This is a genomic window from Pseudomonas glycinae, from assembly GCF_001594225.2.
GTDB classification, from domain to species: Bacteria; Pseudomonadota; Gammaproteobacteria; order Pseudomonadales; family Pseudomonadaceae; genus Aquipseudomonas; species Aquipseudomonas glycinae.
Genome location: NZ_CP014205.2, coordinates 3635998 through 3657155, shown reverse-complemented (window position 1 = coordinate 3657155; position 21158 = coordinate 3635998). Strand labels below are relative to the sequence as shown.

The window sequence follows — 21158 nt, the reverse complement described above, 5'->3', positions numbered from 1 at the left end:
GGTCAGCGAATAGAGAAGTATCGACAGGAAAATTTCGATTCTTGAGGCTCTGCGGTGAAAAAAGTATCGATTCCGATACAAACAGAATCTTGAAGACGCAAAAAAGGCGACTCGAAAGTCGCCTTTTTTCAGCAGTGCCGGTCAGTCCGCCAGCCAGCCATTTTCCCAGTACCGCAGGTTGTCGCCACGCAGCACGTAGTCGCGCAGTACGACTTCACGCAGCTGATCACCCATGCGATAGCTCGCATCGGGGTCGGCCAGGTGCATGCGGATTGCCTGCAGCCACTCGTCCGTGGAATTGGTCTTGACCCGGGTGCACGGCAGATAACCCTGATAGGCCTCGGTGTCGGTACAGACCACCGGATAACCGCACGCACCGTACTCCAGCAGGCGCAGGTTGCTCTTGCAGTCGTTGAAGATGTGAAACTCCAGCGGTGCAAGGGCCAGGTCGAGGTTGAGGCTGGCCAGTTTCGCCGGATACACATCCAGCGGGATCACGCCGTGGAACTCATGCATGTACGGACGCAAGTCATCCGGGCACATGCCGAAAAACACCCAGTCGACCTCGTTTGCCAGCTCACGGACCACATCGGCAATCACCGCCAGATCACCATGGTGACTGGTGCCGCCGCCCCATCCGACCCGCGGTTTTTTCGAGGTGCGACGCTGGCTGCGCAGGTCAGTCCACAAGTGCCGCGACAACATGTTCGGTACGACCCGGATGTCGTGATGCATGTCCGACAGAACGTTGGCCAGCGGTTGGGTCGACACCACCACCCGATCGCACAGACCGATCGCCCGTCGCACCAGCCGCTCCATTTCCTGCTTGTTCGGCATGTTGCGGATGTGCGCATTGCGATGAGGGACATCGATGACATAGTCATCGAGTTCGTAGATCCGCCGGGCGTTGAAAAAGTTTTTCAGCGGTGGAATTTCATCGATGGCACTTTCCGAATAGCGCCCCTGCAATACGATCACATCGGGGGCCTGCCGCTCGATGTCGATGATCGAAGGCAAGCCGTAGCAAATCCGCCCCTCGGCACGGTTGGCCGCCTCCAGCTCGATCATCGGCTGGCTGATGCGATAGTGGCCGATGGCGGAGGCGTTGATAGGCACCGCCAGCACATTCGGCAACTGCTTGCGTGAAAACGGGCTCCAGCCGGTACGCAGGCCCGGTTCCAGACTGAAGCTGGTCGCACCTACTCCATGCACCGCCAGATTGACGTTGAACGCAGGATCGCGCGCAATCAGTGGCAACCAGCGCTTGTAGAACGTTTCGTGCTCCTGAATCTGCAGTTGCTCTTCTTCTGCCGTGGCCTCGGCCGTCGGCCGCGCGCCCAGGGCCAGCATGGCATAAGGTGTCCAGACCACCAGGTAACCTTCCCGGCCGACGCGCAGACACAGATCCGCCACATTCAGAGCCTGCGCCAGATCCTGCTCGTCGAGCCCGTCGACAGTTTCATAGATAGCCTTGCGAATCATCAGGCAATCGCCGCCGACAGCACTCAGGTCATGCACCGCCTGCAAGCGGAACATGTACCCGTCCGCCTGCAACGACTGACCATAGAAGGGCAATCCCACGGCACCTTGCATGCCCAGAATCAGGCCGGCATGCAGCACGCAACCGTCCGGATTGTACAACTTGGCACCGACGACCCCGACTTCCGGGCGCTGTGCATGGTTGAGCAGTTCGTCCAGCCAGTCGGTCTGGGTGATCACTGCAAAGCTATTGAGCATCAGCACGTATTCGCCGCGGGCCTGCCCTACCGCAAAGTTGTGTGTGGCGGCTGCATTGCCCTGTTGCGCAAAGCTCAGCACACGAACCCGGTCGCTGCCCAGTTGTGCCATGCCGTCCAGCCAGGCCAGTGCTTCGGCGCTGGTGCTGCCGTTATCGACCAGCAACAGCTCGTATTCGGTGTAGGCGGTTTTTTCCAGTAGCGTCTCGACGCAGCGCTGCAAGGCGGCAGTCTGATCCCGGGTCACGATGATGATCGATACCAGCGGACGCCGGCCGTGGTGGTAGTCGACCCGATTGAGCAGTTCACAGCTGCCACGACGGATGTCATGGGCCAGACCGAGGCGCTGCAGATGCGCTTCGAGCACCCGCGGATTCTGTTCGAGGACACCCGGGGCCACGAGCCACTTGGACAGGTCGAACGGCGACTCCAGCATGACCTCGGCAATGTGGCCGACAACCTGTGTGCCATCGCTCTCGACCAGACGCCACAGCACATCGTGCGGCGCGAGCTGCGCGAAGTCAGGGGCAAAACCACCGAGCGCCAGAAAACGCTCACGCTCGAATGCCAATGCCCGACCGACATAGGGGTAGCTGCGCATCAGGTCGAGGTTGAAATCCGGCTTGAACGCAGGCTCTGCCGACTCCCCGTTACGCAAGCTGCCCTCGTCGCTGTACAGACATTTCAGTGACGGGTAATGCACGATGCGCTCGGCCATGACCAGCAACGCCGGTGCCACCAGCCGATCACCGGCCTGCAGCAGGTAGAACCAGTCAGCCCCCGCCAGTTGCGGCAGCAGGGTATTGATCTGCGCCATGCCATCGTCCTGCAAAGGCATGCGGAACACTCGCCCGTCCAGCTCGGTATCGGTACACGAGGCGGACAGGACAAGGATCAGCTCCGGCGGATAATCCTGAGCGGCAAGCGATGCCAGCGTGCGTTCGACACCGTCGCGACTGCCCTGCCCGTCGATGACGATCGGCACGATCCGGGGTTGATGCGTCCAGCCGGCGAGGGTTTCGGGCAGCAGCGTGCGCTGACCTTCGGTCAGTACCCGGCAGTTGAGCCACTGAGCGTAGAGTTCGGCAAAACTCCAACTGTCGATGCCGACACTCCACTCCTGACGACTCTGTTTGGTGCCGAGCGTACGACTCAGCGGCAACTCCTCCCAGACCCTGGGCAGATCATCAGCCTTGGTCAGAGGGATGTAACGAACCCAGCCCGGTGCAGGCGCCGACTCGCCGCTGCGCGCCTTGAGCATCTGCGTCATCCACACACGCTCGACCTCAAGCGCATCTTTCATCGGCTGTTGTGCACTCAGGCGCTCAGGGTACAGCCGCTCGGCGCTTAGCACATTGTTGGACACCGCCAGATTGCCGCGCCTTAGCAGGCAGACATACAGGGCAAAATCCAGCGACGCGACGAAGCAGTGACCTTCCTGAGTCAGCGCCGGCAACAACTCTTCAACGTCGACACGCCGGAACAACGCGTTGGTAAACCCACCGAGGACATTGACCGGGAATTTCTCGAAGATGCCCAGCAGGTCATCGCCCTTGAACAGACCACTGTGCGGCGACAACGACGTGTTTTCCAGGCGCGCGGGCAGAATGATGTCCTGCTCATCCCAGAGCAGCCGCTGGGCCAACACCAGACTGACCTCGCCACGCATCATCTCGTGGGCCTGCTGCCGGATGCAGTCGGCATACAGGTGATCGTCGTCGCACAGGAACTTGATGAACTCGCCCTGCGCCTGACTCAGGCAGGCCTTGAGGTTGCCGACCATTCCCAGGGTGCGCGGATTGCGTATGTAGCGCACGCCCACACCGGACTGTTCGATGACCGACGCAACGATGCGCTCGATCTCGGGCCCCCGACTGTCATCGCAGACGATGATTTCCAAAGGGCTGTAAGTCTGGCTGACAGCACTGTTCAATGTCCGCTCGAAGAAGCGCGGATTGAAGGCAGGAATGACGACGCTGACAAGAGGAAGTGAATTCACGGCGGACTCGCAAGCGGCGGGAACCCGCCCGGAACAGCGAGCCCTTTGAAACCGCAGAAAAAGACAAATGATACAGAGCGATCGGAGCAGGCGGGCGCTTGCGCGCCCGCCCAGGCTTCAGATCTTGTTGAACAGGCCCAACTGAGAGATTTTGCTGAACGCCAGCTGCGATGCCTGCAGCATGGTTTGCTGCAAGGTCAGGCGGGTCATCACTTCGGCCGGATCCGAATCACGGATCGTGCCCTGGGTGGTGGCGTTTGCCAGTTGCAGGCTCTGGTTGGTGGTGCTCTGGTCATCCAGCGACTGCCCGCGGGCGCCGATGGACGTTACCGCACTGCCGATCTGGTTGGCGGCACTGTCGATGTTGCCCAGTGCCGACTCCATTGCCCCCTGGAATTTCTGCTTGGCGACCGGATCACCGTCGATCGGTGTATTCAGCGCCGCGACCATCTGGCCCAGGGTGTCGAGCACGTTCTGGGTCTGGTGGTTGTTGGACTGGATCGAAAACTGATCACCGGCGGCTGGCGTGCCGCCAAGAGCGAAGGTCACGCCTGCTGCCGTGGCGTTGCCGCCGGCCACGGTACCCGACGAGATCGGCTTGCTGTCGGCAGTGACAGGGGCCGCGTACAGGTCGAACGCAGTGGCGCTGGTGAACTTCAGGACTGCGCCGCCGCCCGACGGGAAGGCCGCGTCGTAGGCTGCCTGGTTGGTCACGCTGGAACCGGTGATGACCGCAGTCGACGGGTTGCCTGGGCTGCGTGCGGTGGTGAACGAGTCCGGCGTGGCCGACAGCTGGAAACTGTGACCGGCAATGACGGCATCCGGGTTGGTGTCACCGGCCTTGAGGTTGATGTTCAACTTCAAGTCGACGCCACGGAAGCTGACCGTCTGGTTGGCGCCGTTGCTGTTGCTGATCAGACCGTTCTGGCTGGCTTCGGCCGTCACATCGTTGCCCAAGGCATCGGTGATCTTCAACTGAGTGCTGCTGATGAAGTCCACGGTGTATGGCTGGCCGGCCGCGAACTTGGAGTTATAGGTCGCGGCGTTGCCAACGATACCGTTGGTCAGCACAACGCGACCGTCATCAACGGCCGGAGCCGTCATATTGGTCTGGGTGCGCGCAGTATTGATGGTCTGCTGGAAAGCATCCCAACCGGTAGTGTTGGTGGCCACCGACAAACCGTCGCCAATGCCCAGGTTGATCTGGGTCTGGTCACCGTTGTAGGTGTAGGTGCCATCGGCATTCTGCGAGTACGGCGCGGTATCGGTCTTCGAGCCGGAGAACAGGTAGTTGCCGTTGGCGTCCTTGGAGTTCATCAAGCCCAGCACTTGTTGCTGGATCTGGCCCAGTTCGGCGGCGTAAGCCTGGCGGTCCTTATCGGTGGCGATGCCGTTGTTGGCTGCCAGCCCGATCTCCTTGGCGCGCTGCAAGGCGTCGGTGATGGCCGTCAGCGTGGACTCCTGAACCGTCAGCGAACTCTTGGTGGTGTCGATGTTGCCTTTGTACTGATCGAGCATCGCGGCCTGCTGACCCAGACGGAGCAAACGACCCGCCCCGATCGGATCGTCGGCGGCGGTGTTGATGCGCTGCAGGCTGCTGGCTTCGTTGGCGGTCGCGACCGTCTTGCTGTAGTTGCGCTGATATTGGGCAGCTTGTGTCGCGTAATACTGGGCGGTGGAAATGCGCATGAATTACGGCTCCTTAAAGGCTGTTGATCAGCGTGGCGAAGGTTTCCTGCGCAGCTTTGATGATCTGCGAAGACGCTGTGTAGTACTGCTGATACTTGACCAGGTTGCCGGTCTCTTCATCCAGGTTGACCTGGGACAGCGAGTCCCGCGCACCCTGGGCCTGATCCAGGATCACCGAGGTGGCTGCGCTGTCGGACTTGCTCTGGGCGGCCTGGGTACCGACGTTGGTCACCAGTTTGTTGTAGGCGTCGGTCAGGCTGATGCCTTTGCTGGCGGTGCCGGTGTCCACGGTCTGCTTGGTTTGCAGGCCGACCAGTGCCTGGGCGTTGCGGTTGTCCGAAGAAGCCGCACCGGTCAGGTTGATGGTGAAGGTTTCGCCGGACTTCGGCGTCGCGCCCACGGTGGTCTGCACGGTGAAGGTCTTTTGCACGTTCGGGATGACGGTAGTGTCCATCACCGGAGCACCGGTGGAGTCGACCATGCCGATCTTCAGGTTCAGGGTGTTGGCCTGCCCCGGCACAATGGTCCCGGTGCCGATGGTGTTGCCCTTGGCGTCGACCATATTGTACGACTGGCTGCCACTGGCGACTGCACCGAACACCAGCTTGACCGGAGTCGAATACTTGAGCGCGTTCTGCAGCTCCGCCTGGGACGCCGGATTGTAGATGTCGACGACGTCAGTCAGCGTCGGCTGGGTGTAGGTGCCCGCGTTGTTGGCACTGGCCACGCCGGTCAACGGTCCGGCTGCGGCGATTTTCTTCGGGTCGGTAAGCACGGTCTGAATGCTGGACGCCGCGTTGCGGGTCGGGGTGACCTTGAACGTATCGCCAGCGCTCAGCGCACCACCGTTAAGGGCCAGGGTAAAGCCGTCGATCACCGGTGGCGGCGTGGTCGTGGTACTGAACGAACCCATGTCGGTGCCGTCGGAGCGCTTGACCGTGTAGTTGGTCGCGCTGGTGAAGGTGACCTGGTAGTCGCTGGTGGTCAGCTTGCCGGTGTCCTTGATGGTGACATCAAGGTTGCCCGAACCTGCGCTGTTGCCGGACTGGGCAATACTGCGCTGACTGATCAGGGCGGCACTGTTGATGTTGTTGAAAATCGCTGCGCCGAAGTCACCGTTCTTGTCGATGCCCTGGGCTTGCTGGCGGTTGATCTGGTCGGCAACGACCAGTGCCACGCGGCCCAGCTCGTTGAGTGCCGGATCAAGCACTTCCTTGCGATAAGTCAGCAGGCCGCCGATTTCACCACCGGTCATCGCCGAGGTGATGTCGATGGTGCTCGAACCACGATCCATCTGGATGCCCATGCGCGATGGGTCATCCTTGAGCGGCACGGTGCTCAGGGTATTGGTGGTATTGCCGATGACCAACGGCTGGCCGCTGCCGATGTAGATGTCGAAGCTGGTGCCACGCTCAACGACTTGCGCGCCGGTCAGCTCGGAGAGCTGACGCACGGCTTCGTTACGGCTGTCGAGCAGATCGTTGGGCTGGCCGCCGCTGGTGGAGATCTCGCCGATCTTCTGGTTCAGCGTGGCAATCGAGGTTGCCAGCTTGTTCACCTGGGACGCCATGTCGGACAGGTTGCCGTTAAGCGTGGCGTTCTGATCGTTCATCTGCTTGGCCAGCGCATTGAAGCGACTGGTCAGGGCCTGGGCGCCGGTCAGCACCGACTGACGGGAAGTGTCGTCGGTGGCCGAGGTCGACACGCCTTGCATCGAGGTGAAGAATTTCTGCAGCACACCGGTGAGGCCAGTGTTGGTGTCGGACAGCGAGCCGTCCAGCGCGGTCGCCTGCGCACCGAAGGCGGCGGATTCGCTGTTGAGCGATGTGGCGGTACGCAGCTGCGATTCAAGGTAGGAGTTGTACACCCGACGTACGTCGGCCAGGGTCGTACCGGTACCGATGAACACGTTACCGTACTGAATCGAGGACTTGGTGCCCTGCACGGTTTGCTGACGTGAATAACCGGCGGTGTCGACGTTGGCAATGTTGTTACCTGTCACAGCCAGAGAGGACGAACTCGCGGCCAACCCCGACATCCCGATATTGAGCAAACTCATGATTCAAACCTTACCTTGTGTTTATAAGGGCGTTGTTGAAACGCCGGCCGCAGCGTAGTTCTGATTGACCGTCATCTGCCTGGCAATCTGCGAAATCTTCGTCGCGTAGTTCGGGTCGGTTGCATAACCGGCCTTTTGCAATTCGCGTACAAACTGTTCTGGGTTATCGGCCGACTTCAACACTTCTTGATAGCGATTATTGCTCTGCAACAACGTCACCAGATCGTGGAAGCTGTCCTTGTACGAGGCATAGGAACGGAACTCGGCCGTCTCCTTGACCATCTGCCCGTTGCGGAATTCGCTGGTGATCGCCCGGGCCGAATCGCCCTTCCAGTTGCTGCTGGCCTTGATGCCGAACAGGTTGTGACTGCTGCTGCCGTCCTGGGCGCGCATGACCGACTTGCCCCAGCCGGTTTCCAGCGCAGCCTGAGCCACCAGATAACGCGGATCGACGCCGATGCGAGCTGCGGCTTCCTGCGCCATCGGCAGCATGGTGTTGACGAATTGGTCGGCGCTGCTGAATGCACGCTTGGCTGGCGCCAGCGGGATCTGCGCCATGGCGCGACCGTAAATCTGCATCTGCCCGCCGGAAGCCTTGTCCGCCTCGGCGCGGGCCAGCCAGTCGCCGTTGTACAGCGGGCCGGCGCCGGTGGCAGCGACGGTCGTGGCGCGTTGCGGCAATTGAGTGGCCGCTGCCGGCGTGGCCGACGGCACAAGACCTGCGAGCAAGCGATCCGCCAGTTTCGGCGGCAACGCCAGACGACGCTGGTTGATCATTTCCATGTCATTGCGATGGGTCAGTTCAGTGTTCGGCGCATGCACCGAACGCGATGCCCACAGCGGACGCTCGCCATTGAGTCGCGACAACGGACCATTGGCAGCCACGGTGCCAGCGGCAATCGGCGTGGCCACGGCAGCGGCCTTGGCCCTGGCTTCTTCCTGCTTGGCGGCGGACGCGGCCGCAGCCTCGCCCGGCGCCATCGGTTTGTTCTTCGACATCTGCTTGATCAGCACGTCGGCCAGGCCAATACCACCGCCCTCGCGGGACATGGAGACCGCCAGTTGCTGGTCGTACATTTCCTGATACTGCTTGGCGGCCGGCGTATTGAGCGGGTTGTCCTGCCCCAGCGCTTCAGTGGCCGAACGCATCGACTTGAGCATTTCACCGAGGAACAGCGATTCGAATTCCTGCGCGACCTTGCGCATGTTCGCATCGCTGTTCTTGTCGCCGACCTTCAGCTGATTCAAGCGATTGAGGTCGGAGTACGAACCCGAATCGCTGCTGCTGACCAGACCGCTTTTGCGCATATCCATGATCGGCGTCCTCAGATCACGATCAGGTCGGCTTGCAACGCACCGGCCTGCTTCAGGGCTTCGAGGATGGCCATCAGGTCACCCGGCGCGGCGCCGACCTGGTTCACCGCACGGACGATCTCGTCGAGGGTGGTGCCCGGGCCGAACTTGAACATCGGCTTGGCTTCCTGCTCGGCATTCACACGCGAACGCGGCACCACGGCGGTCTGGCCATTGGACAGCGGGCCCGGCTGGCTGACGATCGGGTCTTCGGTGATGGTCACGGTCAGGCTGCCGTGGGTCACGGCGGCCGGCGATACCTTCACGTTCTGGCCGATGACGATGGTGCCGGTACGCGAGTTGATGATGACTTTCGCCACGGCCTGACCCGGATCGACTTCGAGGTTCTCCAGGATCGACAGGTAGTCGACACGCTGGCTCGGATCGAGCGGCGCGGTCACGCGGATCGAACCGCCGTCGATGGCCTGGGCCACGCCAGGGCCGAGCATGTCGTTGATCTTGTCGACGATGCGCTTGGCGGTAGTGAAGTCGGAACGGTTGAGGTTCAGCGTCAGGCTGTTGCCCTGGTTGAAACCACTCGGCACCGAACGCTCGACCGACGCACCGCCCGGGATGCGACCGGCCGACGGAACGTTGACGGTGATCTTCGAACCGTCACGACCTTCGGCGTCGAAACCACCCACCACCAGGTTGCCCTGAGCGATGGCGTAAACGTTGCCGTCGATACCCTTGAGCGGGGTCAGCAACAGAGTGCCGCCGCGCAGGCTCTTGGAGTTACCGATGGACGACACGGTGATGTCGACCTGCTGACCCGGCTTGGCGAACGCCGGCAGATCGGCACTCACCGATACTGCCGCGACGTTTTTCAGCTGCACGTTGCCCGATCCCGGCGGCACCTTGATGCCGAACTGCGAGAGCATGTTGTTGAAGGTCTGCAGGGTGAACGGGGTCTGCGTGGTCTGGTCGCCGGTACCGTTAAGACCGACCACCAGGCCATAGCCGATCAACTGGTTGGAACGCACGCCAGAGATGCTGGCGATGTCCTTCAACCGTTCGGCTTGTGCATTGAAGGCCGCCGACAACAGGAACGCGGCCACCATGAGACTTCTGAAATTCAACGTAGCCACCTAGAAAGGGAACAGCGGGCTGAGGAAGAAACGGTCGAACCAGCCTGGCTGACTCGCATCGGCGAACGAACCGGTGCCCGAGTAGGTGATGCGCGCATCGGCGACCCGGGTCGAGGACACGGTGTTGTCGGTGGCGATGTCATCGGCCCGCACGAGGCCGGCGATCCGCACCAGCTCGTCGCCGGTGTTGAGGGTCATCCACTTCTCGCCACGCACGGCGATGATGCCGTTGGGCAGCACGTCGGCGACGGTTACGGTGATCGAGCCGGTCAGGGTGTTGCCCTGCGCGGCCTTGCTGTCACCTTTGGTCGCGCGGTCACCGCTGTAACCGACATCCAGGCTCAGGTCGTTACCGCCCAACGGGTTGTTGGTGGTGGCGCTACCGCCGAACAGCGACGTCAGGCCGATGCCGGTCTTGCTGTTCTTGGCCACCTGCGAGTTGGCGTTCTTGCTGGCCTGGGTCCTCTCGTTCAGGGTGATGGTGATGATGTCACCGACCCGGAACGCCTTGCGGTCGCTGTACAGGTTCTGCTCGAAACCGGCCTGATAGATCGAGCCGTTGTTGGCGGCCGACGGCAACGGTGTGCGCGGCAACACCGGGGCGTAGTAAGGATCATTGGGCTTGGGCGTCGGAGCGACGCAGCCCGCGAGCGAGACGACCCCGCTCAATGCCACAACAGATACAAAGCGTTTCATGACCCTTACCTCACGGTGTTGCAGGCGACCTCATGGCCGCCTCATAGACTTGATTACAGATTCTGCGTTACGAACGAGAGCATCTGGTCGGCGGTGGAGATCACCTTGGAGTTCATCTCGTACGCGCGCTGGGTGGTGATCATGTTGACCATCTCTTCCACGGTGCTGACGTTGGAGGTTTCCAGGGTGTTCTGCAGCGTGGTGCCGAAACCGTTCAGGCCCGGAGTACCGACTTGCGGCGCACCGGAAGCGGCGGTTTCCAGGAACAGGTTGTTGCCCACCGCTTGCAGACCGGCCGGGTTGATGAAGTCAGCGGTTTGCAGGTTGCCGATCACCTGAGCGGCAGGGTTGCCGGCGACGGTGATCGACACGGTGCCGTCACGACCGACCGTGAAGGTCTGGGCGTTGTTCGGGATGACGATGGCCGGTTCCAGGGCGAAACCGCTGGCGTTGACGATCTGGCCGTTGGAGTCGAGGTGGAAAGTACCGTCACGGGTGTAGGACGTGGTGCCGTCCGGTTGCAGGATCTGGAAGAAACCGCGACCGTCGATGGCCATGTCCAGCGGCTGCTCGGTGGTTTGCAGGCTGCCGGCGGTGAAGTTTTTCTGGGTGCCGACGATGCGCACACCGGTACCCACTTGCAGACCCGACGGCAGTTCGCTGTCCTGGGTCGACTGGGCGCCTGGCTGACGCTTGATCTGGTACAGCAGGTCCTGGAACTCGGCGCGGTCACGTTTGAAACCCGTGGTCGACACGTTCGCCAGGTTGTTGGAAATGGTGGTCAGGTTGGTGTCCTGGGCGGACAGACCGGTTTTGGCAACCCATAGAGCCGGAAGCATTCGATTCTCCTCGTGCGCCTGTTTTACGGCGCGACGTTCTGATAATTAGCTGATCTGCAAGACCCGAGCCATGGCCTGGTCGTCGTCTTTGGCGGTGTTCATCATCTTGACGTGCAGTTCGAACTGCTTGGCCAGAGCCAGCACCGACGTCATTTCTTCCACGGCGTTGACGTTGCTCGACTCCAGGAAACCCGACACCAGTTTGACGTTGGCATCGGCCGGCGCAGGCTGGCCGTCCTTGGTATAAATCGAACCGTCCAGGCCCTTGTTCATGTTCTTGATGTCCGGGTTGACCAGCTTGATCCGGTCGACTTCGGCCATGACGCGCGGGCCTTCGCCCATCGCCCGAATGCTGATGGTGCCGTCTTCGCCGACTTCCACCTGCTGCTCCGGCGGCACCGCGATCGGCCCGCCATTGCCCATGACCGGCATGCCATTGCCGGCACGCAATACGCCAAGTGCGTCGATATTCAGGCTGCCGGTGCGCACGTAGCTTTCGCCGCCGTTGGGGTTCTGCACGGCGATCCAGCCGTTGCCGGACACAGCCACGTCGAGGTCACGACCGGTCTGCACCAGCGAGCCCGGCGTGAAGTCAGTGGCGGGCCGTTCGCTCATGGCAAACGCACGCGCCGGAAAGCTGTCACCGAACACCGGCATCGAACGCGCCTGCTCCAGGTCGCGCTGAAAACCATTGGTGGAGATGTTCGCCAGGTTGTTGGCATGAGCCTTTTGCGCCAGTGCGTTCTGGCTGGCGCCGGTCATTGCCACATAAAGGTACTTGTCCACACTCTTTCCTCTGCATGCCGGACGTTTGCCGCCCACCGCTGTACTGCTGAGCCATAAGCAATTTGCAGACCAACTTTTTTCTGACGGCCGAGGACCCGGTAAACAAAGGACTTGAGGGATTAGGCGGGGATGAGGGCAATGTATCGAAGACGAAAAACCGGCGGTGTCATGCCGCTTGGCGGCAAATACCTGATCCTGATTGCTGATCGCGGATCGTTCCCACGTCGAGGCGTCGAACCGTCCGCGTGGGAACGCAGCCCGGGACGCTCCGCGTCCCAAAGCGGACGCAGAGCGTCCATTGAGGCATTCCCACGCAGAGCGTGGGAACGATCAGCGTGGGGGGATCAGTGTGTGGCTGATTAGGCGCTGCCTGACTCCTTGCCGACTTCATACTCACGCAGCTTGTTGGCAATCGTAGTGTGCGAAACCCCGAGCCGCTTACCCAGTTGCCGACTGCTCGGATGCTCGGAATACAAGCGCTCCAGCACAGCTTTCTCGAAGCGCCCGACAATCTCGTCCAGCCCGCCCTCGAGGGAGAAATCGCCAAGCGGCTGACGCACGCCGTAATCCGGCAGGCGAATGTGCTCGGCCTTGACTGTGCCGCCGTCGCACAGCGAAACCGCCTGGAACAACACGTTCTCCAGCTGCCGCACGTTGCCCGGCCAATGGTAGTGACTGAGCCGATCCATCGCCGCCGGCGCCAGTTTCGGCAGCGGGCAGCCGATCTGCCGGCTGGCCTGATCAAGGAAGTGCTCCACCAGCGGCGTCAAACCGTCGAGACATTCACGCAGTGGCGGGATGTGCAGCGACAGCACGTTCAAGCGGTGATACAGATCCTGGCGAAACTCGCCGCGCGCGCACAGCTCCGACAGGTCGACCTGGGTTGCGCAGATCACCCGCACATCCAGGTAAACCTCTTCATCACTTCCCACACGACGGAAGCAGCCGTCCTGCAGGAAACGCAGCAATTTCACCTGCAAGCGCGGGCTCATTTCGCCGACGCCGTCGAGAAACAACGTACCGCCTGCCGTCAGCTCCAGCAGCCCGAGCTTGCCTTCGGCACGCGCACCTTCAAAGGCACCGGGACCGTAGCCAAACAGTTCGGTCTCGGCCATCGACTCCGGCAGCCCGGCGCAGTTGAGCGCCATCAACGGCGACTGGCCGCGCGGGCTCGCCAGGTGACAGGCCCGCGCCAGCAATTCCTTGCCGGTGCCGGTTTCGCCTTCAATCAACAACGGCGCATCCAGCGGTGCCATGCGTCGCGCTTCGCGCACCACCGCCGCCATCACTTTCGAGCTCTGGAAGATGCTGTCGAAGCCACGCAGTTCCTGCTTGCGCACGTTATAGATGCGCTCGCCGACGCGGTCCGCCCGGTGCAGGGTCAGCACGGCACCGGCCATGGCCTCGCTGTCGTCGTGCTCCGATTGCAACGGCGCAATGTCGGCCAGAAAGATGTCGCCCTTGACCTTGACCCGCATGCCGTTGATTCGCGATTTGTTGGCGCGCACCAGTTCCGGCAGATCGAAATCTTCGGCGTAACGCGACAGAGGAATCCCCGGCACCTCATCCACCCGCACCCCGAGCAACTGCGCCGCCGCCCGGTTGGCCGCCACGATGGAGCCGCCCATGTCGATCGACAGCACCGGAAATTCCAGCGCGCCGAGCAGTGCATTCAATTCCATGTGCCGCCGCTCGCTGGGCATCAGCCCTACCCGCTTGACGCCGAACACCCCGGCAATCGCCTCGAACTTGGGTCGCAGCGCCTGGAACTGAATGTTGATCAGGTTCGGGCAATGCAGATAGATCGCGTTGCCATGCTCACCGCCCACCTCGCCACGGGCGACGTTGATCCCGTACTCCACCAGCAGATTGAGAATGTCGCGCAGGATGCCGATGCGATTCTGGCAGTGGACTTTGATACGCATATAAAGGCCCGAAACAGGTGAGGCGGCGGTCTGACGCCGGAATTTTCTGCGCAGCGCGCAAGATAGTCGTCAAGATTATGTGACAGCCATCGGCGTTTTCAAACCCGACAGTCACCGAAAACACGACTTATCGCACGAAGCGTAACGAAAATTTTACGAATTAAAGAGACTTTTCCTACTCGGCCGGTCTTCAACCTGCTGCAACAACGAACGTTCCGGGGTATTTCTCAGTCCATCGCAGGACATAACAAGAACGAAATTCCCCTCGCAGGAGAGCAGTATGAAGCAGACGCAATACGTGGCCCGCGAGCCCGATGCGCAAGGTTTTATCGACTACCCCGCCGAAGAACACGCGGTGTGGAACACGCTGATCACCCGCCAGATGAAAGTGATCGAGGGGCGTGCGTGCCAGGAATACCTGGACGGTATCGAAAAACTCGGTCTGCCCCACGACCGCATTCCGCAATTGGGCGAGATCAACAAGGTGCTCGGCGAGACCACCGGTTGGCAGGTTGCCCGCGTTCCCGCGCTGATCCCTTTCCAGACCTTTTTCGAATTGCTCGCCAGCAAGCAGTTTCCGGTGGCCACGTTCATTCGCACCCGTGAAGAACTGGACTACCTGCAAGAGCCGGACATTTTCCACGAGATCTTTGGCCACTGTCCGCTGCTGACCAACCCGTGGTTCGCCGAATTCACCCATACCTACGGCAAACTCGGCCTGCAGGCCACCAAGGAAGAACGCGTTTATCTGGCGCGGCTGTACTGGATGACCATCGAGTTCGGCCTGGTCGACACCCCGCAAGGCAAACGCATCTACGGCGGCGGCATCCTGTCTTCGCCGAAAGAAACTGTTTATTCGCTGTCGGACGAGCCCGAGCATCAGGCCTTCGATCCGCTGGAAGCCATGCGCACGCCGTACCGCATCGACATCCTGCAACCGCTGTACTTTGTTCTGCCGAATCTCAAGCGCCTGTTCGACCTGGCCCACGAAGACATCATGGCCATGGTCAAGCAAGGCATGCAGCTGGGTCTGCACGCACCGAAGTTTCCGCCAAAACCAAAAGCTGCGTGAACCGTGGCTTTTACTTACAAGTGAGTCTGTCAGTCGTCGCGGCTTTGGTTTAGCGTGACGACATTGACGACCGTAACAGCTCTTATAAAAAAGACATCCGATCTCAGGAATCAAACCATGTCCACTTTGAACCAAGCCCATTGCGAAGCGTGCCGTGCCGATGCCCCACAAGTCAGCGATGAAGAACTGCCGATCCTGATCAAGCAGATCCCTGACTGGAACATCGAAGTCCGCGACAGCATCATGCAGCTGGAAAAAGTCTTCCTGTTCAAGAATTTCAAGCACGCGCTGGCCTTCACCAACGCCGTCGGCGAGATCTCCGAGGCCGAAGGTCACCACCCGGGCCTGCTGACCGAGTGGGGCAAAGTCACCGTGACCTGGTGGAGCCACTCGATCAAAGGCCTGCACCGCAACGACTTCATCATGGCCGCGCGCACTGACGAAGTGGCCAAGACCGCAGAAGGACGCAAGTAATGCACTTCGACGCCATCGGCCGGGTGCCCGGCGACCCGATCCTCGGCCTGATGGAGGCCTACGCGCAGGACTCCAACCCGCGCAAGTTCGACCTCGGCGTGGGCGTCTACAAGGACTCCCAGGGCCTGACGCCGATCCCCGAAGCGGTGAAAATCGCCGAGGCGCGACTGGTCGAGAGCCAGGACACCAAGACCTACATCGGTGGCCACGGCAATCCGCTGTTCGGCAAAGTCATCAATGAGCTGGTGCTTGGCGCCGACTCGAAGCTGATCGCCGAGCAACGCGCCGGCGCCACCCAGACCCCGGGCGGCACGGGCGCCCTGCGTCTGGCAGCAGATTTCATCGCCCAATGCCTGCCGGGCAAAGGCGTCTGGCTGAGCAACCCGACCTGGCCGATCCACGAAACGATTTTCGCGGCCGCCGGGGTCAAGATCAGCCATTACCCGTACGTCGGCAGCGACAACCGCCTCGATGTCGATGCCATGCTTGCCGTGCTCAACGAAGTGCCGAAAGGCGATGTGGTGCTGCTGCACGCGTGCTGCCACAACCCGACCGGGTTCGACCTGAGCCACGACGACTGGCAGCGAGTGCTGGAGGTGGTACGCCGCCGTGACCTGCTGCCGCTGATCGACTTTGCCTACCAGGGCTTTGGCGACGGACTGGAGCAGGATGCATGGTCGACCCGGCTGTTTGCGGCCGAGTTGCCCGAGCTGCTGATCACCAGCTCCTGCTCGAAGAATTTCGGCCTGTACCGCGACCGCACCGGTGCGTTGATCGTCAGCGCGAAAACTGCTGACAAGCTCATCGACATCCGCAGCCAGTTGGCGCACATTGCCCGCAACCTTTGGTCGACGCCACCGGATCACGGCGCGGCCGTGGTCGCCACGATCCTCGCCGACCCGGAGCTGAAACGCCGCTGGGCCGACGAAGTGGAAGCCATGCGTCTGCGCATCGCCCAGTTGCGCAGCGGTCTGGTGGAAGCGCTGGAGCCGCACGGTCTGCGCGAGCGTTTTGCACACATCGGCGTGCAACGCGGGATGTTCTCCTACACCGGGCTGTCGCCGGAACAGGTGAAAAACCTGCGCGAGCATCACAGCGTGTACATGGTCAGCTCGGGCCGGGCCAACGTTGCCGGGATTGATGCAACGCGTCTCGACCTGCTGGCCGAAGCGATCGCCAACGTCTGCAAATAACTCCCCCTGGTCTTGATCGTTCCCACGCTCCGCGTGGGAATGCAGCCCGGGACGCTCTGCGTCCCTGCCGAAGCGGACGCAGAGCGTCCATTGAGGCATTCCCACGCGGAGCGTGGGAACGATCAGGCGCACTCATCACGAGCAGGCTCGCTCCCACATTTGCCCTGCGTCACCCTGTCGCACTTGTCTAGACAATCCCGCCTGTCGAAACAAATGGATTTAAAAATCTGTTTGTCACTTTTCCTGCTGTATCCTTCGCAAGCTTTCTGAAAGCGCGGATCTACCAGATCTATCAACAGACTTAGCGAGGAGCGCAACCATGCACGAGATTCCGAATCTCCCCTTCCCAAGCCTGCACGAAACTGAGCAGACGACCACGCAACAAGCCGGTGCCCAACAGCCCGAGCCGAAAGAAGCCGCCGAGAGCCGTCCGGCCGACAGCGAAGAGTAAGCAACACCCGCCGTACAGACCGTGTGGAAAGCGCTAACATGCGCTTTCCACACTGCCTGAAACCTGAGCTGCCATGTCCAAAGAATTCGATGAACAACAGGCCGAGATCCTGATCGGTGCCACCGAGAAGATGATCGAGATCTGGAGCCGTCTCTCGCCCGAGAAACAGGCTGCCCTGCTCGCCCGTTTCGGCAGCGAAGAAAACGCGTTGGCCGCACTGGTCACCACGCAATTGGTCGCCCCGGCCAAATAGTTTTACTTTTCCCCGCCCCAGACGCGTCCGCATCGGTATCATGAGCAGCCTATCTATTCTGCTCTTCCCGTGGATCGTTATTCATGTCGTCCTCTATGCCAGAACCCCAGCGCCCCCTGGCGGTCACGCTGCAAGTCGTTTCCATCGTCCTGTTCACCTTCATCGGTTATCTGAATATCGGCATTCCGCTGGCGGTGCTGCCGGGCTACGTGCACAGCGACCTGGGCTTCGGCGCGGTCATCGCCGGGCTGGTGATCAGCGTGCAATACCTCGCTACCCTGCTCAGCCGTCCGTATGCCGGCAAGATCATCGACAACCAGGGCAGCAAACGTGCCGTGATGATCGGTCTGGCCGGCTGTGGTTTGAGCGGTGTGTTCATGCTGATTTCGGCGTGGACGCCCCACCTGCCGCTGCTGAGCCTGATCAGCCTGTTCGTCGGCCGTCTGGTGCTGGGCAGCGCGGAAAGTCTGGTCGGCTCAGGCTCGATCGGTTGGGGCATCGGCCGGGTCGGTGCAGCCAACACCGCCAAAGTCATCTCGTGGAACGGCATCGCCAGTTACGGCGCGCTGGCCGTCGGTGCGCCGCTCGGGGTATGGCTGGTCAGCCGTTTCGGTCTGTGGAGCATGGGCGTAAGCATTCTGCTGCTCGCCAGCCTGGGATTGCTGCTGGCCTGGCCGAAAACCGCCGCGCCGATTGTGGCTGGCGAGCGTCTGCCGTTCATGCACGTTCTCGGGCGCGTCTTCCCGCATGGCTGCGGACTGGCGCTGGGCTCGATCGGTTTCGGCACTATCGCCACCTTCATCACCCTGTATTACGCCACGCAGCACTGGGATAACGCGGTGCTGTGCCTGAGCCTGTTCGGCGCCAGCTTCATCGGTGCGCGACTGCTGTTCGGCAACCTGATCAACCGCCTCGGCGGCTTTCGTGTGGCGATTGCCTGCCTGTCGGTGGAAACCTTGGGCCTGCTGTTGCTGTGGCTGGCGCCGGACGCGCACTGGGCACTGGCCGGCGCGGCATTGAGCGGTTTCGGTTTCTCGCTGGTGTTCCCGGCGCTCGGCGTGGAAGCCGTGAACCTGGTGCCGGCCTCGAGCCGTGGTGCGGCGGTCGGGGCTTATTCGTTGTTCATCGACTTGTCGCTGGGTATCACCGGGCCGCTGGCAGGGGCGATTGCAGCAGGCTTCGGTTTTGCCTCGATCTTCCTGTTCGCCGCCCTCGCCGCGCTGAGCGGTCTGGCATTGAGCGTCTATCTGTACCGCCACACGGCGAAATACCGCGAAGACTAGAAATCCACCTTGCCCCGCCCGGCCTTGATGCTGCCGCGCTTGGTCTTCGATTCGAGTCGACGCTTCTTTGAGCCCAGCGTCGGCTTGGTCGGCCGCCGCTTCTTCTCGACCTTGGTGGCGCTGAGGATCAACTCGGTCAGACGCTCCAGTGCATCGGCGCGGTTCTGTTCCTGCGTGCGGTACTGCTGGGCCTTGATGATCAGCACGCCGTCGCCGGTGATGCGACTGTCGCGCAGCGCCAGCAGCCGCTCCTTGTAGAACTCGGGCAAGGACGAGGCCGGAATGTCGAAGCGCAGGTGCACGGCACTGGAGACCTTGTTGACGTTCTGCCCACCGGCGCCCTGGGCGCGGATGTACGTCAGTTCGATCTCGGCATCCGGCAGATGCACGTTGTTTGAAATCACCAGCATGGAAAAGCGTCCCTGATCAGAACCTGCAGGATACCGCGAAAGTACAAAAAACCCGGCACTTGGCCGGGTTTGTTGTTTTTGCAACGACGCTTACTTGGCTGCGCTCGCTGCGTGCAGTGCCTGTTGCGCACCACGCTTGTTCTTGATCACGTAGCAGACCCACATGAACACCACCCACACCGGAATCGCGTACACCGAGATCTGGATGCCCGGGATCAGCAGCATCACGCCAAGGATGAACAGAACGAACGCCAGGCAGATGTAGTTGCCGTACGGGTACCACAGCGCCTTGAACAGCGGCTTCTGGTGGGTCTTGTTCATGTGTTGGCGGAACTTGAAGTGCGAGAAGCTGATCATCGCCCAGTTGATCACCAGCGTTGCAACCACCAGAGACATCAGCAGTTCCAGCGCATGTTGCGGGATCAGGTAGTTGAGCAGCACGGCCACCAGAGTCACCGCCGCCGACGCCAGGATCGAACGCACCGGCACGCCGCGCTTGTCGATCTTGGCCAGCGCTTTCGGCGCATCGCCCTGCTCGGCCATGCCCAGCAGCATGCGGCTGTTGCAGTAGGTGCCGCTGTTGTACACCGACAATGCCGCGGTCAGGACCACGAAGTTGAGGATGTGCGCGGCGGTGTTGCTGCCGAGCATTGAGAACACCTGCACGAACGGGCTGCCGCTGTAGGAATCGCCTGAAGCGTTGAGGGTTTCCAGCAGGCTGTCCCACGGAGTCAGCGACAACAGGATCACCAGTGCGCCGATGTAGAAAATCAGGATCCGGTAGATCACCTGGTTGATCGCTTTCGGGATCACGGTTTTCGGCTTGTCGGCTTCGGCTGCGGTGAAACCGAGCATTTCCAGGCCGCCGAAGGAGAACATGATGATCGCCATGGCCATCACCAGACCGCTGACGCCGTTCGGGAAGAAGCCACCGTGGGACCACAGGTTGCTGACCGAAGCCTGCGGGCCGCCATGGCCGCTGACCAGCAGGTAGCTGCCCAGGGCGATCATGCCGACGATCGCCACGACCTTGATGATCGCGAACCAGAATTCGGCTTCACCGAAGACTTTGACGTTGGCCAGGTTGATCGCATTGATCAGCACGAAGAACGCGGCGGCAGTGACCCAGCTCGGGATTTCCGGCGCCCAGTAGTGGATGTATTTGCCGACCGCGGTCAGCTCCGACATGCCCACCAGGATGTACAGGATCCAGCAGTTCCAGCCCGACAGGAAACCGGCGAAGCCGCCCCAGTATTTGTGCGCAAAGTGGCTGAAGGAACCGGCCACCGGCTCTTCGACGATCATTTCGCCGAGCTGGCGCATGATCATGAAGGCGATGAAGCCGCAGATCGCATAGCCGAGGATCATCGACGGGCCGGCGGATTTCAGCACCCCGGCCGAGCCGAGGAACAATCCGGTACCGATCGCGCCACCGAGGGCGATCAGTTGAATATGGCGATTTTTCAGGCCGCGTTTCAGCTCGCCTGATTGCGAGTTTTGTCCACTCATGAAAAAGGTCTCACGCAAGGTTTGATGATGTTCAGTAGACGTTGCTGCAAGGTGGCGATTTCAGCCAACCTTGATCAAACCCCAGCGCAGGCACCAGGAATTCAGCTTTTTTACAACGGTCATGCGTCACCTGTTTGTTTTTATCTGTGACGAAATCGAACCCGACACGCTTGTGACGCGGCGGAGTGAACAAGGCGGATAAACCTTGAGGTTTGCGCGATTACGCAGAGGGTCACAGTTAAAACGCGGCGCATTGTACACCGCTAACCCCCTGCTGCCAGACCTCGCCGGATCAGCGTGTCGGTTGCCGGGATTGCATGTGTCCACCCCGGGAGGCCCGGGC

General features: G+C 61.2%; 17 protein-coding genes. 6 read left to right on the top strand and 11 right to left on the bottom strand.

Going from position 1 to position 21158, the window contains the following annotated elements; translation table 11 throughout:
* Window positions 1-141: 141 nt before the first annotated feature.
* From AWU82_RS16630 to AWU82_RS16590, 9 genes are all read right to left on the bottom strand, one after another.
* Window positions 142-3735 carry a glycosyltransferase gene (locus AWU82_RS16630; RefSeq protein WP_064378600.1) on the bottom strand — a complete coding sequence of 1198 codons (3594 nt, stop codon included), beginning with the start codon at window positions 3733-3735 and terminating at the stop codon, window positions 142-144.
* Window positions 3736-3852: 117 nt separating this feature from the next.
* Entirely contained in the window at window positions 3853-5424 is a 1572-nt protein-coding gene (locus tag AWU82_RS16625) for a flagellar hook-associated protein 3 (protein ID WP_064378599.1), read from the bottom strand.
* Window positions 5425-5437: 13 nt separating this feature from the next.
* Window positions 5438-7483 carry a flagellar hook-associated protein FlgK gene (gene flgK, locus AWU82_RS16620; RefSeq protein ID WP_064378598.1) on the bottom strand — a complete coding sequence of 682 codons (2046 nt, stop codon included), beginning with the start codon at window positions 7481-7483 and terminating at the stop codon, window positions 5438-5440.
* A gap of 21 nt (window positions 7484-7504) precedes the next feature.
* Window positions 7505-8797, bottom strand: a complete 1293-nt coding sequence (flgJ, locus tag AWU82_RS16615) for a flagellar assembly peptidoglycan hydrolase FlgJ (protein ID WP_064378597.1) — start codon at window positions 8795-8797, stop codon at window positions 7505-7507.
* 11 nt (window positions 8798-8808) lie between these two features.
* Window positions 8809-9897 (bottom strand): flagellar basal body P-ring protein FlgI, encoded by a 1089-nt coding sequence (locus AWU82_RS16610; RefSeq protein WP_039765528.1) that lies wholly within the window; start codon window positions 9895-9897, stop codon window positions 8809-8811.
* A gap of 27 nt (window positions 9898-9924) precedes the next feature.
* Window positions 9925-10620, bottom strand: coding sequence for a flagellar basal body L-ring protein FlgH (gene flgH / locus AWU82_RS16605; protein WP_011333018.1), 696 nt, complete (start codon window positions 10618-10620; stop codon window positions 9925-9927).
* 53 nt (window positions 10621-10673) lie between these two features.
* Window positions 10674-11459 carry a flagellar basal-body rod protein FlgG gene (gene flgG, locus AWU82_RS16600; protein WP_011333017.1) on the bottom strand — a complete coding sequence of 262 codons (786 nt, stop codon included), beginning with the start codon at window positions 11457-11459 and terminating at the stop codon, window positions 10674-10676.
* A 45-nt stretch (window positions 11460-11504) separates the two neighbouring features.
* Window positions 11505-12245, bottom strand: coding sequence for a flagellar basal-body rod protein FlgF (locus tag AWU82_RS16595; RefSeq protein WP_007958343.1), 741 nt, complete (start codon window positions 12243-12245; stop codon window positions 11505-11507).
* Window positions 12246-12604: 359 nt separating this feature from the next.
* On the bottom strand, window positions 12605-14170 hold the full coding sequence (locus AWU82_RS16590) for a sigma-54-dependent phenylalanine hydroxylase transcriptional regulator PhhR (RefSeq protein WP_039765517.1): 1566 nt from the start codon (window positions 14168-14170) through the stop codon (window positions 12605-12607).
* 280 nt (window positions 14171-14450) lie between these two features.
* Here AWU82_RS16590 and phhA point away from each other — a divergent pair, with 280 nt between their 5' ends.
* From phhA to AWU82_RS16565, 6 genes are all read left to right on the top strand, one after another.
* Complete coding sequence (gene phhA / locus AWU82_RS16585) at window positions 14451-15242, top strand: phenylalanine 4-monooxygenase (RefSeq protein ID WP_039765515.1); 792 nt, start codon at window positions 14451-14453, stop codon at window positions 15240-15242.
* 117 nt (window positions 15243-15359) lie between these two features.
* Window positions 15360-15716: a 4a-hydroxytetrahydrobiopterin dehydratase gene (locus AWU82_RS16580; protein WP_003222798.1), complete on the top strand. Its 357-nt coding sequence runs from the start codon at window positions 15360-15362 to the stop codon at window positions 15714-15716.
* The gene (locus tag AWU82_RS16575; RefSeq protein WP_064378596.1) at window positions 15716-16909 is read left to right on the top strand and encodes an amino acid aminotransferase; all 1194 of its coding nucleotides are present in this window, start codon (window positions 15716-15718) and stop codon (window positions 16907-16909) included. The genes AWU82_RS16580 and AWU82_RS16575 overlap by 1 nt, the downstream gene beginning before the upstream one ends.
* A gap of 319 nt (window positions 16910-17228) precedes the next feature.
* Complete coding sequence (locus tag AWU82_RS29340; protein ID WP_007958347.1) at window positions 17229-17360, top strand: hypothetical protein; 132 nt, start codon at window positions 17229-17231, stop codon at window positions 17358-17360.
* A gap of 73 nt (window positions 17361-17433) precedes the next feature.
* Complete coding sequence (locus AWU82_RS16570; protein WP_007958348.1) at window positions 17434-17613, top strand: hypothetical protein; 180 nt, start codon at window positions 17434-17436, stop codon at window positions 17611-17613.
* Window positions 17614-17708: 95 nt separating this feature from the next.
* Window positions 17709-18896: an MFS transporter gene (locus AWU82_RS16565; protein ID WP_170928991.1), complete on the top strand. Its 1188-nt coding sequence runs from the start codon at window positions 17709-17711 to the stop codon at window positions 18894-18896.
* Here the strand turns inward: AWU82_RS16565 and arfB are convergent.
* Window positions 18893-19306 carry an alternative ribosome rescue aminoacyl-tRNA hydrolase ArfB gene (gene arfB / locus AWU82_RS16560; RefSeq protein ID WP_011333010.1) on the bottom strand — a complete coding sequence of 138 codons (414 nt, stop codon included), beginning with the start codon at window positions 19304-19306 and terminating at the stop codon, window positions 18893-18895. The two genes, AWU82_RS16565 and arfB, sit on opposite strands and share 4 nt — an antisense overlap.
* A gap of 90 nt (window positions 19307-19396) precedes the next feature.
* Entirely contained in the window at window positions 19397-20815 is a 1419-nt protein-coding gene (locus tag AWU82_RS16555) for an amino acid permease (protein WP_064378594.1), read from the bottom strand.
* Window positions 20816-21158 lie beyond the last annotated feature (343 nt).

Bases quoted from the DNA above. Each gene is read 5' to 3' on its own strand.
- AWU82_RS16610 (WP_039765528.1), bottom strand. From the start codon at position 9,897: ATGGTGGCCGCGTTCCTGTTGTCGGCGGCCTTCAATGCACAAGCCGAA.
- AWU82_RS29340 (WP_007958347.1), top strand. From the start codon at position 17,229: ATGCACGAGATTCCGAATCTCCCCTTCCCAAGCCTGCACGAAACTGAG.
- AWU82_RS16575 (WP_064378596.1), top strand. From the start codon at position 15,716: ATGCACTTCGACGCCATCGGCCGGGTGCCCGGCGACCCGATCCTCGGC.
- flgH (WP_011333018.1), bottom strand. From the start codon at position 10,620: ATGAAACGCTTTGTATCTGTTGTGGCATTGAGCGGGGTCGTCTCGCTC.
- AWU82_RS16590 (WP_039765517.1), bottom strand. From the start codon at position 14,170: ATGCGTATCAAAGTCCACTGCCAGAATCGCATCGGCATCCTGCGCGAC.
- flgK (WP_064378598.1), bottom strand. From the start codon at position 7,483: ATGAGTTTGCTCAATATCGGGATGTCGGGGTTGGCCGCGAGTTCGTCC.
- flgJ (WP_064378597.1), bottom strand. From the start codon at position 8,797: ATGGATATGCGCAAAAGCGGTCTGGTCAGCAGCAGCGATTCGGGTTCG.
- AWU82_RS16570 (WP_007958348.1), top strand. From the start codon at position 17,434: ATGTCCAAAGAATTCGATGAACAACAGGCCGAGATCCTGATCGGTGCC.
- AWU82_RS16625 (WP_064378599.1), bottom strand. From the start codon at position 5,424: ATGCGCATTTCCACCGCCCAGTATTACGCGACACAAGCTGCCCAATAT.
- phhA (WP_039765515.1), top strand. From the start codon at position 14,451: ATGAAGCAGACGCAATACGTGGCCCGCGAGCCCGATGCGCAAGGTTTT.
- flgG (WP_011333017.1), bottom strand. From the start codon at position 11,459: ATGCTTCCGGCTCTATGGGTTGCCAAAACCGGTCTGTCCGCCCAGGAC.
- arfB (WP_011333010.1), bottom strand. From the start codon at position 19,306: ATGCTGGTGATTTCAAACAACGTGCATCTGCCGGATGCCGAGATCGAA.
- AWU82_RS16565 (WP_170928991.1), top strand. From the start codon at position 17,709: ATGCCAGAACCCCAGCGCCCCCTGGCGGTCACGCTGCAAGTCGTTTCC.
- AWU82_RS16580 (WP_003222798.1), top strand. From the start codon at position 15,360: ATGTCCACTTTGAACCAAGCCCATTGCGAAGCGTGCCGTGCCGATGCC.
- AWU82_RS16555 (WP_064378594.1), bottom strand. From the start codon at position 20,815: ATGAGTGGACAAAACTCGCAATCAGGCGAGCTGAAACGCGGCCTGAAA.